This window comes from Candidatus Sulfuricurvum sp. RIFRC-1 (genome assembly GCF_000310245.1).
Lineage (GTDB): Bacteria > Campylobacterota > Campylobacteria > Campylobacterales > Sulfurimonadaceae > Sulfuricurvum.
In genome coordinates this window covers 1-15,578 of sequence record NC_020505.1, presented here as the reverse complement: position 1 = coordinate 15,578, position 15,578 = coordinate 1, and the positions used below count along the sequence as shown (strand labels likewise).

Annotated in this window: 11 protein-coding genes; 5 read left to right on the top strand and 6 right to left on the bottom strand. The window is 41.8% G+C overall.

Features of this window, described 5'->3' with window-relative positions; translation table 11 throughout:
* Window positions 1-37: 37 nt before the first annotated feature.
* Complete coding sequence (locus B649_RS00055; RefSeq protein WP_015652454.1) at window positions 38-757, bottom strand: hypothetical protein; 720 nt, start codon at window positions 755-757, stop codon at window positions 38-40.
* A gap of 125 nt (window positions 758-882) precedes the next feature.
* Here B649_RS00055 and B649_RS00050 point away from each other — a divergent pair, with 125 nt between their 5' ends.
* From B649_RS00050 to B649_RS00030, 5 genes are all read left to right on the top strand, one after another.
* Window positions 883-2,640, top strand: coding sequence for a GGDEF domain-containing protein (locus B649_RS00050; RefSeq protein ID WP_015652453.1), 1,758 nt, complete (start codon window positions 883-885; stop codon window positions 2,638-2,640).
* A 112-nt stretch (window positions 2,641-2,752) separates the two neighbouring features.
* On the top strand, window positions 2,753-4,456 hold the full coding sequence (locus B649_RS00045; RefSeq protein WP_015652452.1) for an EAL domain-containing protein: 1,704 nt from the start codon (window positions 2,753-2,755) through the stop codon (window positions 4,454-4,456).
* On the top strand, window positions 4,453-4,980 hold the full coding sequence (locus tag B649_RS00040; RefSeq protein ID WP_015652451.1) for a YfiR family protein: 528 nt from the start codon (window positions 4,453-4,455) through the stop codon (window positions 4,978-4,980). Before B649_RS00045 ends, B649_RS00040 begins: the two co-directional genes overlap by 4 nt.
* Window positions 4,977-6,545, top strand: a complete 1,569-nt coding sequence (locus tag B649_RS11995; protein WP_015652450.1) for an ATP-binding protein — start codon at window positions 4,977-4,979, stop codon at window positions 6,543-6,545. The genes B649_RS00040 and B649_RS11995 overlap by 4 nt, the downstream gene beginning before the upstream one ends.
* Window positions 6,546-6,600: 55 nt before the next feature.
* A complete protein-coding gene (locus B649_RS00030) occupies window positions 6,601-8,526 on the top strand; it encodes a TonB-dependent receptor (RefSeq protein ID WP_015652449.1) in 1,926 nt (641 codons plus the stop codon).
* A gap of 47 nt (window positions 8,527-8,573) precedes the next feature.
* On the opposite strand, the gene queF is transcribed toward B649_RS00030, so the two are convergent.
* From queF to dnaA, 5 genes are all read right to left on the bottom strand, one after another.
* A complete protein-coding gene (gene queF / locus B649_RS00025; RefSeq protein ID WP_015652448.1) occupies window positions 8,574-8,963 on the bottom strand; it encodes a preQ(1) synthase in 390 nt (129 codons plus the stop codon).
* A 38-nt stretch (window positions 8,964-9,001) separates the two neighbouring features.
* Window positions 9,002-10,387, bottom strand: coding sequence for an EAL domain-containing protein (locus B649_RS00020; RefSeq protein ID WP_015652447.1), 1,386 nt, complete (start codon window positions 10,385-10,387; stop codon window positions 9,002-9,004).
* Window positions 10,388-10,502: 115 nt separating this feature from the next.
* Window positions 10,503-12,818: a DNA topoisomerase (ATP-hydrolyzing) subunit B gene (gene gyrB, locus B649_RS00015; protein ID WP_015652446.1), complete on the bottom strand. Its 2,316-nt coding sequence runs from the start codon at window positions 12,816-12,818 to the stop codon at window positions 10,503-10,505.
* 168 nt (window positions 12,819-12,986) lie between these two features.
* Complete coding sequence (dnaN, locus tag B649_RS00010; RefSeq protein WP_015652445.1) at window positions 12,987-14,054, bottom strand: DNA polymerase III subunit beta; 1,068 nt, start codon at window positions 14,052-14,054, stop codon at window positions 12,987-12,989.
* A gap of 195 nt (window positions 14,055-14,249) precedes the next feature.
* Window positions 14,250-15,578 carry a chromosomal replication initiator protein DnaA gene (dnaA, locus tag B649_RS00005; protein ID WP_015652444.1) on the bottom strand — a complete coding sequence of 443 codons (1,329 nt, stop codon included), beginning with the start codon at window positions 15,576-15,578 and terminating at the stop codon, window positions 14,250-14,252.

The following is a 15,578-nucleotide window of genomic DNA, read 5'->3' as shown; positions in this document are numbered from 1 at the left end:
AAAAGGAGATTACGCGCCGGAGACAATCTGCAACCCTCTAAAGGGAAGGGAGCATCTGAAGTTCGGTTTTAATCGCGTAGCTGTTTTGACGCACTCGATGGACGCGCTCCATTCCCGCTTGTTGATAATTTTTGCTTACCGTCTCAAAATAGTTTTTATGATTATCAATGTAAGCATACAAAGGGTCTTCAATCGCATCATCAAGATACAACTCTTGGATCATCTGCGTCAAAGCCTTTGCACCCAATCGATATTTTTCTTCTAACTCGGCTGAGGGTTCTTTAAGATAATCAAGCCGTATTCGGCACAGTTTATTGTAATCGGTTTTAAGCTCATAAAGGCCGATTTGTTTGATTGCAATGAAAAATTTTTCTTCATTCTCTTCTTCATATGTATCGTACACGTGAAGTTTGTCCGATAACGGTCGCGCTGTTTGGCTCAGAACCCTGCTGTCCTCTTTATACGTCACTATCAATCTCTCAAGCTTATCGATATTAAGCCCTTGTTTTTCGTATTTCGGCAATACTTTTTCTAATTCTTCCGTAGATGATTCAAGAGTAGAAATTGCTTTATTATCTCCATGCCGTAAAATGAGACTCAATGAGTTTTGACTTAACGAAAACAACTGTTCCGGCGTTTTTGACGTTACCTCCATCGCTTTTGGAATGCTTTGTTGCGCACTGCTTTGCGAGCTCAATAACATAAAACCGCCCACAGCGATCAAACCCACAGGTATGAGTAAAAACATTTTTTTCATTTTTAATCCTGAATAGAGATTTTTACGTACTATAAATCATTCTGATTACCGTGAAATTACCGTTCAAACCATCCATGGAACCTATTTGTAACCGATTTGAAATCCTTAAATTCTATACTTGTCGAATGGAACCTCTACACCCCTTTTACGAACGTTATTTTGATGTCTTGGATATCGCCTTTCAACCGATTGTCGATATCCATTCCGGAATCAGTTTTGGTGTTGAAGCCCTTTTACGGGGAAGCGATGTTTTAGGATTTGTCACGATCGAAGCTTTTTTTGATCACCTTTACGAAGAAAACATCCTCTATACCTTCGATCTTCGTTTGCGTGAAAAAGTGATTGAAAAATTTTGCAGTATTGCGGGCTTTGAGAATCTGAAACTTTTTTACAATCTCGATAATCGAGTATTGGAGATGACCGACTTTTCAAAAGGAAATACCTCCCGAATTCTCAGACGTTACGGACTCGATCAAAAGAGTATTGTTTTTGAGCTCTCCGAACATAACGAAATCGTCAATTTAGACCATTTTACCAAATTGATGAACCACTATGGCGATGAAGGCTTTTGTATTGCGATCGATGATTTCGGAATCGGCCAATCAGGGTATAAACTCCTCTATCACTGTACGCCGAACATTATCAAAATCGACCGCTTTTTTTTGAGTTCGATTAACAAAGACCCTAAAAAGAAACTACTGGCCCACAATATGGTTCAACTGGCAACTCTCATGGGATGCAGAGTTATTGCTGAAGGGGTGGAAAACAATCAGGAACTTTTCGTTTGCAAAGAGATAGGTGCTCACATGGTACAAGGTTATTTCGTTCAACACCCTACAATTGACGCTTCCAAAATAGAGATCAAATATCCTCATATTATGGAATCTTCCACACGAGATCTTCGACACAAAGAAGATCAAAACATTATTCTTAAACGTCTCGAATCCCTCAAACCGATTATTATTGGTGATTCGATGGAGGCGCTCCTTGATCTGCTCAAAGAAGATGATAAGCTTTTCTTGGTGCCGGTTGTTGATTCGATGCACCATCCTCAGGGTATTATTCATGAGCATCGCCTTAAATCGGTCATTTATTCCCCTTTCGGACGTTCTCTGATCCAAAACCGCTCTTCCAACCTCTCTGTATTAGAGACCTATATCGAACCGATCCCCGTCGTTGATATCAAAATGCCATTGGAAACCATAATAGAACTTTTCTCCCTTTCTGAAAATGCACCGGGTGTTTTAGTTGTCGAATCATCCCGTTATATCGGCTATCTCAGTGCACGCGATATGATCGATGTTATCCATGAACGCAATCTTATCCGTGCTCGTGATGAAAATCCTCTGACAAGACTTCCGGGCAACTTTAGAATCAACGAATACATCGCTAATATCCTCGAAAATCCTGAGGAAGCTATTGTTGTCTATTTCGATTTTGACCATTTTAAACCCTATAACGACCATTACGGTTTTCGCAACGGGGATCGTGTTATCTTGCTTTTTGCCGAACTGATGCACAAAGTCCTCTCACCCGAATTTTTTAAAGGACACATAGGTGGGGATGACTTTTTTATGGGAGCATTGTTAAATGAGTCTACAACCTTTAAATCCGTATGCACTCAGGTGGAACTGCTCATTCATAAATTTATTGACAATGTCCGTGATTTTTACGAAACTAAAGATCGCGAGAGAGGGTGTATCATTGCCGAAGACCGGGAAGGCAATAGTAAAGAGTATAAACTTCTCTCCGTCAGTGCGGTTGTGATCCGAATTCAAAAAAACTCCGATCTTCTCAGCGGCGAACATCTTCAGCGACTTTTTGCCCAAGAGAAGAAAATAGCAAAAAAATCACCCGATCATCTAAGTATCGTAGAGCTTTAACCTGTACACTTTGTGAAGAAAGACTATTTTTTTCCCGCTTTCTTTAATTCTGTATTATAATGTGCTATTATTTTAATAAAAGAAAATTGAATTAAAAAAAGAGGGAAAAAGAATGTCGGATGATGAACTTTTATTCGCCCCCGAAGAAGAAGAGGCATTATCCGAAACACCCTGGACGGTAATGATCGTCGATGACGATGCCGAAGTTCACTCCTTTACAAAATTAGCCCTTCACGATTTTACCTATGAACGCAAACCGCTCCGTTTTCTCTCCGCCTACAGTGCCGCTGAAGCAGCTGAAATTATAAAGAAGCATGATGATATTGCAATCATTTTGCTTGATGTCGTCATGGAGAGCGAAACGGCCGGTCTGGATCTTGTCGAAACCATCCGCTATAACTTCAATAATACGATGGTACGGATTATCATCCGAACGGGACAACCCGGTGTGGCACCGGAGCGGTACGTCATCGATCATTATGACATCAATGACTACAAAGAAAAAACAGAGCTGACAACCGATCGGCTCTACACCACGGTCCGAAGTGCCCTCTCGCAATACAAACAGATTATTGAGCTTCTGAATAAAAAGAATGAGATTTATGCTGCCCTTATAACCGACAGCCTGACCGGACTGGGAAATCGCGTCAAGCTCAACTACGATCTCGATACTGACGAACCTATGTCGCTGATTTTGCTGAATATTGATGCGTTCAGTATGATCAATGACGTATACGGGTTTGATGTAGGGGATCAGATGCTGTTGCAGTTTGGAAAAATTTTACACAATTCTTCCTGTCCCGCATGTAGTGTTTATCGCCTTGAAGCTGATATATTTGCCGTATTAACAGCCCATAAAGAGATTCAGGATGTCCAAAAAGAGGTTATGCGCATCCAAAATACCATCACCAAACACTCTTTTCTCATCAATGCCATTGAGCATCGGGTCAATGTTACCATGGGTGTCGTTGAACGAGACATGGGGAATATGATCCAAAAAGCTGAAATCGCGCTGCGCGAAGCACGAAAAATGAGCCGAAACCGGATACAGGTTTACTCAGACGGTTTGGCTGTTATCCAGCAAATCAAAGATAATACCAAATGGACAAAATGGCTCAAAGACGCTCTTGATAACGACAAGCTGATTGCCTATTATCAACCTATCATTGATTGTAAAAGCGGAGAGATTACCAAGTATGAAGCACTCGTGCGACTCGAACATGACGGGGTTATCTATGCCCCCTTTCACTTTCTCTCTACTGCCAGATATGCCGGTCTCCTCTACCAAATAACCCAACGGGTATTTGAACAGGCCTGCGCACGTTTTAGTACCAATACCCTCCATTTTTCGGTTAATATCACCGATCAGGATCTCGTCGAATCCGATTTTATCCGCTTTATCGAACAAACACGTACCCAATACGGAATCGATGTCGATCGAATTTATTTTGAGATTCTCGAAGACAGCAGCATTTTAGCCAATCCGGTCGCCGAAAAACATCTCAACGAGCTCACTGCACTGGGATACCATCTGTGTCTGGACGATTTTGGGGTTCAATGTTCGAATTTCGCCCAACTCGGAAATTTGGACCTTGATATTGTGAAAATCGACGGAACCTATATCAAAGATATCGATGTTAATACGAAATCTCAGGTAGTGACTGAATCGATTCTCTTTTTTACCCATAAAATAGGGGTAAAAACCGTAGCCGAATTTGTCCACAGTTCTCAGGTGTACGAAATCGTCAAATCAATGGGGATCGATTACGCGCAAGGGTACTTTATAGGTGAACCCAAACCTGACTTGGTTCAATGAAACAATTTTTCGTCGCCCTTTTTTGCTTTTTCTACGGCTCCTCGTTGCTCGCCGTTTCGGAAGAGAGTATCAAAGCCGCTTATTTGGAGCGTTTTACCATGTTTATCCAGTGGCCGAAACCGATCGAGTCCTATACGATCTGCGTCTATGATGATGATTCATTTGCCCAAACCCTGCAAAAAAGCTACTCATCACGCCTCTTTAACAACCATCCTCTCAAGGTAATCCCTCTTAAGGTCGGAACCCCTTCCGAAGAGATGATAAAGTGCCATATTCTCTATTTTCGCGGTTCAAAGCCTCATCAGAATGAAGCCCTATTGAATACTTTGCGTAAAAACAATGTTTTGATGATCAGCGATGATGATGACGATGTGAAACGGGGGGCGATGATCGGATTTTATTTGCAAAACAACTCCTTTCGATTCCTTATCAATCAGCGTAACTTGGAAAATGCCGATTTGAGCGTTAGCTATAAACTTCTCAATTTCGCCACGGTTATCGAACCGACCGGAGGATCAAAATGAGAGTAATTTGCACCTCCATAGCTTCGCAAATGACCCGTTCTTTGGTCATTACAAGCCTTTTCATCATTGTTTTCGGAACCATATTCCTATCGTGGTACAACATTAACCATGAAAAAGAATCCTATCTTCACGAAAGCCAATTGCAGGCTGATTTGGTCGTCGATTTGGTAACCGCTCCATTGGCATTTTTTGATGTTCAGGGGATCAGTACCAACATTAACCCACTCCGTAAAAACAGCCATGTTCTTTTGGCTGTCGTCTACAGCGCAGACCAAACACCGCTCACTTCTTTTAATCCCCACCATCGCCCTATTCCACAACTCAATCTCCCTTTGGGAACACGTTATGATAACACCGGCTGGTTCCCATGGGATGTTGAAAAACTCTCAACCACACTTGAAATTAAACAAAATTCTCAACTCTTAGGCTACCTCTATATCGAGAGAAAAACAGATCGTATCACCTCTTTTGTTATGGATTTAGTGAAATCGGTCACGATTTTTTCATTCGGATTACTCCTTTTTGTCTACATGGTGTCACGTATGTTGAGCAAAAAAATCCTCCAGCCGATACTTACATTAACCGAAGCGGCCAAAGAGGTAGCACAAAACAACAACTACTCGCTTCGTGTCACCCATGATAAGGACGATGAAATTGCTTATTTGTACGATGCCTTTAACCATCTCTTAAGTGATACCGAATCGTTGACAACCCATTTGGAATCGAGGGTGGCATCACGAACCCAAGAGCTTCAAGACTCCCTTGAAACACTGAAAAAAGCACAGCTTCAGCTGGTAGAATCTGAGAAAATGGCCGCACTGGGGAATCTTGTCAGCGGTGTTGCCCATGAGGTCAATACCCCTTTGGGCAATGCAATTACCGGGGGATCTATTATCGTCAGAGAGACTCAGCAGCTCCTGCGGCAAATAGAGGAGGGAACCCTCAAAAAATCGTTTATGGAGCAAAAACTCAACATATTGAACGAAACAGCAGACCTGCTCCTCAAAAGTGTTAATCAAGCGGCCAATCTCATTCGCAGTTTCAAACGTATTTCTGTCGACCAAAGCGTGGAAGATAAACAAACCTTCAATCTGTACGAGTATCTCGAAGAGATTCTCCTTACATTCCATAACAAACTTAAAAAAATACCGGTAACCGTACATATCGAAGGGGATACTAAACTGGTTATCAAATCTTACCCCGGTGTATACGCCCAAATTATCAGCAATTTCATCCAAAATTCCTTACTGCACGGGTTTAATGAATCAACTCTTGATGCAACTATCACGATCCGTTTTCAAATAGACGAAAACAATCTGATCCTCACCTATGCCGACAACGGAGCAGGGATGGATGAAAAAATTAAAAAAACTGCTTTCGAGCCGTTTACTACCACCAAACGCAATGCCGGGGGGACTGGTCTTGGACTTAATATCGTCTACAATCTTATCACCCAAAAACTGCTGGGGAAAATTATCCTGAATTCTGAGACCCAAAAAGGTGCATCATTCACCCTCACCCTCCCATTGGAACAGAGTGTGTCGGGTGAACATTTACAGGCTTAATGAATTTTAAGATGTCAATGTTATTATTAGATTATATTATCCAAAAAGGTTGGTCATGAAAAATATCTTTTTAACGGCAGTGCTTTCTTGCTCTCTTCTCCAAGCAGATGACCAATCCGAATTAGCCCCTCTTTCGCTGGAGGACCTTCTCAATATTCAAGTCACCAGTACTTCGCGCCGCGATGAAAGCCAGCACTTGGCCCCCGGAGTCATTACCGTAGTCTCCGCTCAAGAGATTCATCAATACGGTGCCAGACATTTACGCGATGTCATTGATCGCCTTGTCGGGATGCAGGTACTCAGTTCCCACCAGCGCCCCCATAATAAAACCTCGATTCGCGGCATGAACGGAGCCCATCAGGAAGGGTGGGAAGTGGTTCTCCTTAACGGACGCCCGATACACGATGGAACCGACGGCGGATTTAACTTCGATATTTATCTCGGATTTCCGTTAGAGATGATCGATCATATCGAAGTGATACGAGGTCCGGGATCGGTTATTTACGGCACCAATGCGATGGCTGGGGTCATCAACATTGTCACCAAAGACGCACAAAAATCGATCAATGAAACCCGTATCGATATCGGGGCTGGGAGCTTTAATCGCACTCAACTTCAACTCTCAACATTGATTGGAGGTGCTGATTACAGTCTTAACATCGGTCTCAATGCCATCCGCGCCAATGGCGACAGTATTAATGGAGTTCTCGATAAGGACCACATCGCGGGAACCTATGATTCTGGTGAAAACAGCGATAACCTTGTCATTAACGGCAAATACAAAGGATTCACCCTCAACGCAATGGTAATGAATAACGATGCGGACAGCGGAGGTTCCTCTTTTCAGCTCCCCTCATCGCCGATGGAAAAGAAAAGAGGGTATCTCGACGTCGGATATCTCTACGATATCACGAGCGGATGGGATGCCTCTTTTAACTATACCGTTAATTTGGGCGAGTTTGATTGGCAAATCAGCGAAACAGGCGGACGCAACCATTATAAAGACCGCTACGATATGGCGGAAATGATTGTTCGCGGCAATATCGCCACCGATCTCAATCTCCTCTTCGGCGCCAACTCTTCAAATTACGAAACCGAGTTCAAGAGCGGGTTCCCTTATTCTGAAATGAACAGTAAAAGTGCCTATACTCAAATCGACTATATGCTCTCTCCGAAACAAAAAATCATCGCCGGAATTCAGTTAAACAAACCCGAGGATACCCAAACCGATCTCTCCAAGAGAGCCGGATTCATTCAGGGATTCGGAAATAACTGGTGGCTCAAACTCCTCTACAGTGAAGCGTACCGTTCCCCAAACCTCCAAGAAGCAAAAATCAATGCGCCGACATTGAGAGGAAATCCCTTACTGAATCCCGAAAAAGTGGCAACGTATGACGCTCAGCTCATTTATCAAACGCCGAAACAATACTATGCGATTGCCCTGTATGATACGGTACTTGATAATTTGATTGTAAGGGTTTCGGGAACGCCGACAACATTTGCTAATCAGGGAAATGTCCATTTTCAGGGGATAGAGATGGAGGGGCGTGTAGAAGTAAATGAGGATTTCAACATCCTCGGCAATTTCAGCTATCAGATCAACAAAACAAACAGCGGAGTAAAAGACACCACGTTTGCCCCCAATATGATGGCTAAGCTGGGCGGTTCTTATAGCGGATTTCATGGGATGAATATCGCGGTATTTAACAGTTATATCGGCAGCTCAAACGATCAAAGCATAGCAAATTCAGCGCTTAATCCTGAGCCGGATGCTTATAATCTTTTAACCGCCAACGTATCGGTCGATACGGCTCAAACGTGGGGGATAGGAAAACGGGGCCACTCCTTATTGTCACTCTATTTGGACAATCTTTTGGATGAAGATGTGTACAGTCCCAATCTCAACTACACCAATGGAACCAATACCATCCCCCATCATTGGGGACGCAGCGCCAATCTCACCTATACCTATAAGTTTTAACTGATGCCACGCACATCTTCCGGATGCGGGAGAAAACTCCACCGTTTCTAACGTGAGCGTTCCATCTTTTCGCTGTCGATCTCAACGACCGTATGTACATTTCCTCGAGGAAAATAGTCTGCAACCACTTTTAAACGCTTAGGAGCGATTTTTGACTCGAAAGTGCTATAGATCTCGTTTGCACTGTTTTCGTGAGAAATATGGCGGTTTCTGAACGAATTAATGTACAGTTTGATGGCTTTGAGTTCAGCTACCCATTTATCCGGCGTATATTCGACATAAATCGTTGCGAAATCGGGGTATCCGCTGCGAGGACAAAGGCAGGTAAACTCCGGCAGGGTTACTTTGATTACATAATCGCGTTCATGTTGATTCGGCCAAATTTCAAAATCTTTTTCGATATCGAAATTTTCGACGATTTGTTCTCCGTATTTCATATTTTTCCTTATTACTTTTATTTTAAATATCGACAGTTTTATAACTGTTCCGGTGTTAAAATTCTACCCAGATAATTTCCCTGCCGATAGTTGATTTTTAGTGACTGAACGAGATTATAGGTATATTCATCTTCGATCATCGATACCCAGGTTTTAGCTCCGCACAAGTGAGCACTCAGGTTAAGCCCCTGAATGATGTTTTGGTATCCCGCTTCTTTGATATGGCGGGTATAAAGAGGATCAAAACGGACGATATCGACTTCAAGCTCTTTGAGATACAAAAGGGTCGTGTGATGTCCCCCTAAACGATCGAGTGCGATTTTATATCCCGCTTTTCGATAATGGGCAATTTGATGGGCAAAACGCTCCAACTGATGGCAATATTCTTTCTCTTCAAACATCAACGTTATTTTATATCGAGCCTGCGGATAACGTTCAAACAGGGTGAGTGCATGCTCAAAAAAGTGAGGATTACGTAAGGTAACGGAAGAAATCGTTACCACAAAGTTTCGTTTCTGATCATCGCACAAAGAACCGATTTTTTCCAATACATCGCTCTCGAAATGACGCATCTTATTCAAACGGTTCAATACGGGGATATAACGGCTTTGGTGGATAAAGCGTCCTTCGGTATCAATCAGTTTAACGGTTGTATCAAACACGGCATATTCATCACAGCATACCGGCCAAAATCCGATCGAAAAGCGTCTTTTTTCAACGGCTTGTATGATCTCATTTTCAAGTTCGTTAATCGAATAAATGTCCTCTTTTTCCGAACTGACCCGATCATGATGCAGTTCATACAAACGGCTTACTAACAACTCGATATCATCGGAGAGCCGTGAATCGATCATCACCGCTTCAAGCCGTATCTCAATGTCATCATTAATATAATTTTGATACTTGCTCAAAAGAAGTTCGATAAGAGGAACATATTGCTCTTTTTCGCCCGGTAAAAAAACTAAAAAATCACCGCCCTTATAACGGCATATCGGAAGTTTTTCGATTCTCTTATCACGAAAGAAATCGTCCAGTTTTATGACGGTATTTTGCAATGACTTATCGCCGTTTTTAACCCCGTACCGTTCATTGATCGACCATAAATTTTCAACACTGATTAAAACAAGGGTTTGTGTTTTTTTGGAAATTGATTTTTTAAACAGCCGAAAAAAATATTCCGGGGTAAAAGTATGGGTAATCGTATCGGTAATATTTTCATTGGTACTTTGATAAATCAAATAGAAAATAAAATAGACCATTATCCCCAATAACGCAATTGATAAAATGATTAAAGAAGAAACAGTGGTGTAGTTTCGTGTTAATAGTGCAAAAAGGGTTATGGTACTGAGAGAAAAGATCGGCAACCCCATCCGCAAAGCTAATGCGAAACGGTGTTCCCTCTCTTTTTGCTCAGTGTAAGTCATAATTTAAAACGCTACGGGAGCAAAGCTCCCCTTCGCTACGTTAACACTAGGTTCTCTTTGGCAGAGTGCCCACGTGCAGTAAACCGCACTTATTTTATTCCACATCATTCTATTCTTATATATCCAAGTGTTTCACGTCTTTAGCGTGTGTTTCGATGTAGTTACGGCGCGGTTCGACATCATCACCCATAAAGAGATTAAACGACTCACCGGCAGATTCAGAATCTTCAACCGTAATGCGTAGCAATACACGGTTTTCCGGTGTCATTGTTGTTTCCCAAAGCTGTTCAGGATTCATTTCCCCGAGACCTTTGTAGCGTTGAATGTATGAACCCTTCTTCGCATAATCGGTAATTTGGGTCAACAATTCGAGTAAATCTCCCTTGAGAGGCAAATTCCAATCTTGGATTTTTTGGTAGATATAGTTTGCTTCGGCAAAATGCGGCGATGCAAACAGATCATCGTTGACGTGAAGTTCTTCAAGTCCCTCTTTGGTTTGGACAAATAGGTGCATATCATCGTCATTGACGCTTTTAGAGAGGATATTATAGCCTTTAGAATTCAAGAAGGTTTCAACGTGGGTATAAAGATCACTAAGAGACGATGCAATCAAATCCGGATTTTCAATGAAATAACGAATCAAATCAACAAGCGCATAACGGCGTTCCAATGCATCGAGAGTACTACGGTAATGATCGACCATTTTAAAGAACGATACAAGATCATTCACCCCGACATTTAACTCTTCCGCTTCCAGCGCTTCGATACCGTTTTCGATCAAAAAGGCATTCATAACGCGATCGTCTTTAAAGTAAATCTCTTTTTTCCCTTTTTTGTAGCGATACAATGGCGGTTGTGCCAAATAAAGATAGCCGTTTTCCACAATTTTTGGTAAATATCGGAAAAAGAACGTCAATAACAGTGTTTGAATATGGCTACCGTCGACGTCAGCATCGGTCATGATAATGATCTTATGGTAACGGAGTTTGTCTTCGTTAAACTCTTCACCGATTCCGCAACCGAGTGCGGTAATCATATTGGTGATCTCTTCAGATTTGAGAATTTTGTCCAAACGGGCTTTTTCGACGTTGAGAATTTTACCCTTCAGCGGCAAAATCGCTTGGAAAACACGGTCACGCCCCTGTTTTGCCGAACCGCCCGCAGAGTCCCCTTCCACCAGATAGAGTTCACTGATTGCAGGGTCTTTGCTTTGGCAGTCTGCGAGTTTACCCGGCAATGTTCCCACTGTCATCGCGTCTTTACGACGAGTAAGCTCACGCGCTTTTTTCGCCGCTTCACGTCCGCGCGCCGCCATTAGCGCTTTTTGGATGATTGCTTTGGCTTGGATCGGATTCTCTTCGAAATATTTGGTCAGTTTCTCATAAGTTACTTTTTGAACCAATGGGCGAACGTAGGTATTTCCGAGTTTCCCTTTGGTTTGACCTTCGAACTGCGGTTCCGGTACACGTACCGATACAACACAAATTAGACCCTCAGAAACATCTTCTCCCGATAAAGGGATATCTTTCTCTTTGGCATTACCGTTTTGTTTGTTGTAGTTAGAGATAACACGGGTCAATCCGGCACGGAATCCGGCTTCGTGTGTACCGCCGTTAGGGGTATTGATGTTATTGACGAACGTAAACATTTTTTCGTCGTAACTGTCGTTATACATGATGGCAATATCCATCTCGATATCTTCGATTTTTTCACTGAATGCAAACGGAGCAGCAACCACCACTTTTTTATTGACATCGGTAACAAATTGGCTGATACCGCCCTCGTAGTGATAGGTATTACTCGCACCGTTACGATCATCTTTGAAAACAATTGTAATACGAGGATTGAGGTAGGCGAGTTCACGGAAACGTTTTGCCAAATAGTCGTAATCGAAAATAATAGTTTCGGTAAAGATTGAAGGATCCGGAAAAAACTCGATGGTTGTTCCACGTTTACGTGTTGTCCCCGTTACGGCTAACGGCTCTTGAGGGATACCGCATTTGAAATTTTGTTCAAAGCTTTGACCTTCACGGAAAATGGTCATTTTCAAATCAGAACTAAGGGCATTTACAACCGATACCCCTACCCCGTGCAAACCGCCCGAGACTTTGTAGGTATCTTTATCAAATTTTCCTCCGGCGTGCAATACGGTCAAAACAACCGTAGCCGCAGATATCCCCTCACCCGGATGAATATCCGTCGGAATACCGCGACCGTTATCGCTAACCATTGCTGTACCGGTTTTCGTTAGGGTTACAGTGATCGTATCACAATGCCCTGCCATCGCTTCATCGATCGAGTTGTCAACGACTTCGTAGATGAGATGGTGAAGCCCGCGATGACCGGTATCGCCGATGTACATACCCGGTCGTTTTCGAACGGCTTCGAGACCTTTTAGGACTTTAATATTACTAGCACCGTAATTTTCCATAGTTTCTCCAGCTTTTAAGCGTGTTTAATGCTTTATTTTAGCGAAGATAAACTAAAAAGAAGGTTTTATAAAGAATTAGAAGAAAGAAGGATTGTCATCCCGTACTTGATACGGGATCTATATTATATTTTAGATTCCGTGTCGTAGCACGGAATGACGAGGTATTTTTTAGATAACGATCGGCATAACAATCGTTTTAAAATTTGCATCTTTGAGAACAAACGGCTGATTCGATTCATTGGCTTCGAGGGTAAATTCAGTTGTATTGACTTGAGATAAGAAATCCAAAATATAGCGGCTGTTGATTGCGAGAATAAATGGAGTATCAAATCCATTTTCGATTTCAACGGCTGTTTTTGCTTCGATGTTGTCATCACTTAAACTCTCAAACAAAATAGCATCGCTTTGGAAAGTGAGTTTAAGATCATTGGAAATAGTCGTTATTTGCTTAATAGCGGTCACTATAGCGCTTTTAGGCAAGATAATGGAGCGTTGAGCCTCTCTTGGAATAATACGGCTGTAATCAGGGAATTTACCGTTGATCAGTTTGGTATAAAACAAAGAGTCCTCGGATTTGATAATCAGGTGTGTATTGTCGTAATAAATCTCGATGTTATCCGAAAAGAGTTTTTGAATTTCTATAATCGCTTTTTTAGGGACAATGATAGAGAGTTCAGCATCGTTTTGGCTGTCAATATGAACCAGTGCAAGACGACGGGTATCGGTAGCAACAAAATTGATTTGATTGCTTTTAATATCGATCAATGCACCGTTGAGTTCAAACTTAGGATTATTGGTGTCGGCTGCTGGGGTGATTTTTTTCAACGATTCAATTAATACGTGAGAGTTAATAACGATATTAGGTTTTCCATCGGTTGTTGGAAAAGAAGGAAATTCTGAACTTTTGTAAGTAGGGAGTTTAAAGTTTGACCGTTTTTGTCGAATATGAAGGGTATCTTTATCCAAAGTCAGTTCAACTTCTTCATCTTTTAGTATACGGATAATATCCAAAAGTTTTTTACCGTTTGCGGTGAGTGAACCGGGTTCTTCTACACTTACAGAGTTAGTGTGAATAGAGAGTCCGATTTCATAATCGGTTGCTTTGGCTGTTAGGGTTCTACCATCGGTAGAGAGAAGTATATGAGAAGTGATTTGTGATGTATCTTTTTTTTCTAAAAAAGGTTGAAGGTGTAGAAGGATATTTTCTAAAACCGACTTATCAACGGTGATTTTCATAAACGACTCCTATTATTATTTATAAGCATTAATTGTAATAGTTAGTAATAAGGGGGTGTGAATGGGTGAAAACAGCCCATAAACTCCCATCTCTCTTGAGTTTTGAATGTGATGAAACGATTTGCTTTCATTCACATCTATTCACTTGTGTACGAATTATAGCTTTTTTAAAAGGGCTTTACAAACACAAAAAGATTATTCAGGTGTTGCGATGGATACTTTATTAGACAACTCTTCGACTTTGACCCGAAAATCTTCATCATTTTTCATGAGTTCTTGGATTTTTTTCATCGTATGACTGACAGCGGTGTGATCTTTCATCCCGAAATATTGAGCCAATTGAGGCATTGAATTGGGTGTAAGTGAACGTGAGAGATAAATAGCGATACGGCGGGCATAAACGATGTTACTGTTACGGCTTTTGGAACGGATTTCACTTGGTTTAATGTTAAGCTCTTTAGCAACAATTTCCATAATAAGATCGATGGTGATATTGCTCCGTTTTTCGGCCATTTGTTCTTTAAGAACGTTGCGGGCAAATTCGATGGTGATATCAACTCCCATCAGTTGTGAATAGGCATTGAGTTTGGAGAGGATGCCTTCGATTTCACGTGTGTTGTTTTCGATGATGGTGGCGACGTAGTTAATCACTTCACGATCAAGTTTTACGCGGTTGATTTCACATTTTTTCTTGATAATTTCGATTTTCGTTTCGAGTTCAGGAGGCTGAATATCGGCAACTAAACCCGATTCAAAACGGCTTTTGAGACGCTCTTCGAGTCCTCCGATTTTTTTAGGAGGTTTATCGGAGGTGATAATGATTTGCTTGTTTTCATTGCGCAGTGCATCAAACGTGTGAAAAAATTCCTCTTGAATCTGATTTTTATTGCTGAGAAACTGGATATCATCGATCAAGAGCAAATCGCATTTGCGGTATTTATCTTTGAAGCGATCCATTGTTCGGTTGCTGAGATGGCGGGTAAAATCATTAAGAAACTGTTCTACCGAGGTATAAATAACGGTTTTTCCCTGCGCGAGCATTACATTACCGACCGATTGCATCAAGTGGGTTTTCCCCAATCCGACCCCGCCGTAAATAAAGAGAGGGTTATAAACAATTCCCGGTTTTTCACTTACATTTTTAGCGGCAATAAAGGCAAAATTATTGGAATCTCCGACGACAAAGTTTTGAAAAGTATAAGATGGATTGAGTAATGAACCGCTGGGACGTTCCACGTTTTGAGGAACGGTTGTACTTTGAGTTGATGAGGGTGCTGACGAAGATTGGAGCAAAATCGTAACGGTCGGTTTGATATTGGTTTTGATTTCGAAAAGATGAGCTATCTTATCGGCAAATTTGGTACGTACCCAGTTTGCGATGAGCGCGTTTGGGGCACGAAAAATAGCGAGATTGCTTTTGGATTCCGTTTCATCATAGGTGAGCTGTTTAATGTAGCGCTGATAGTCAATCTCATTGATCTCCCCTTTGAGAGCATTTAATACTTGTTTGCCGATCGAATTCAT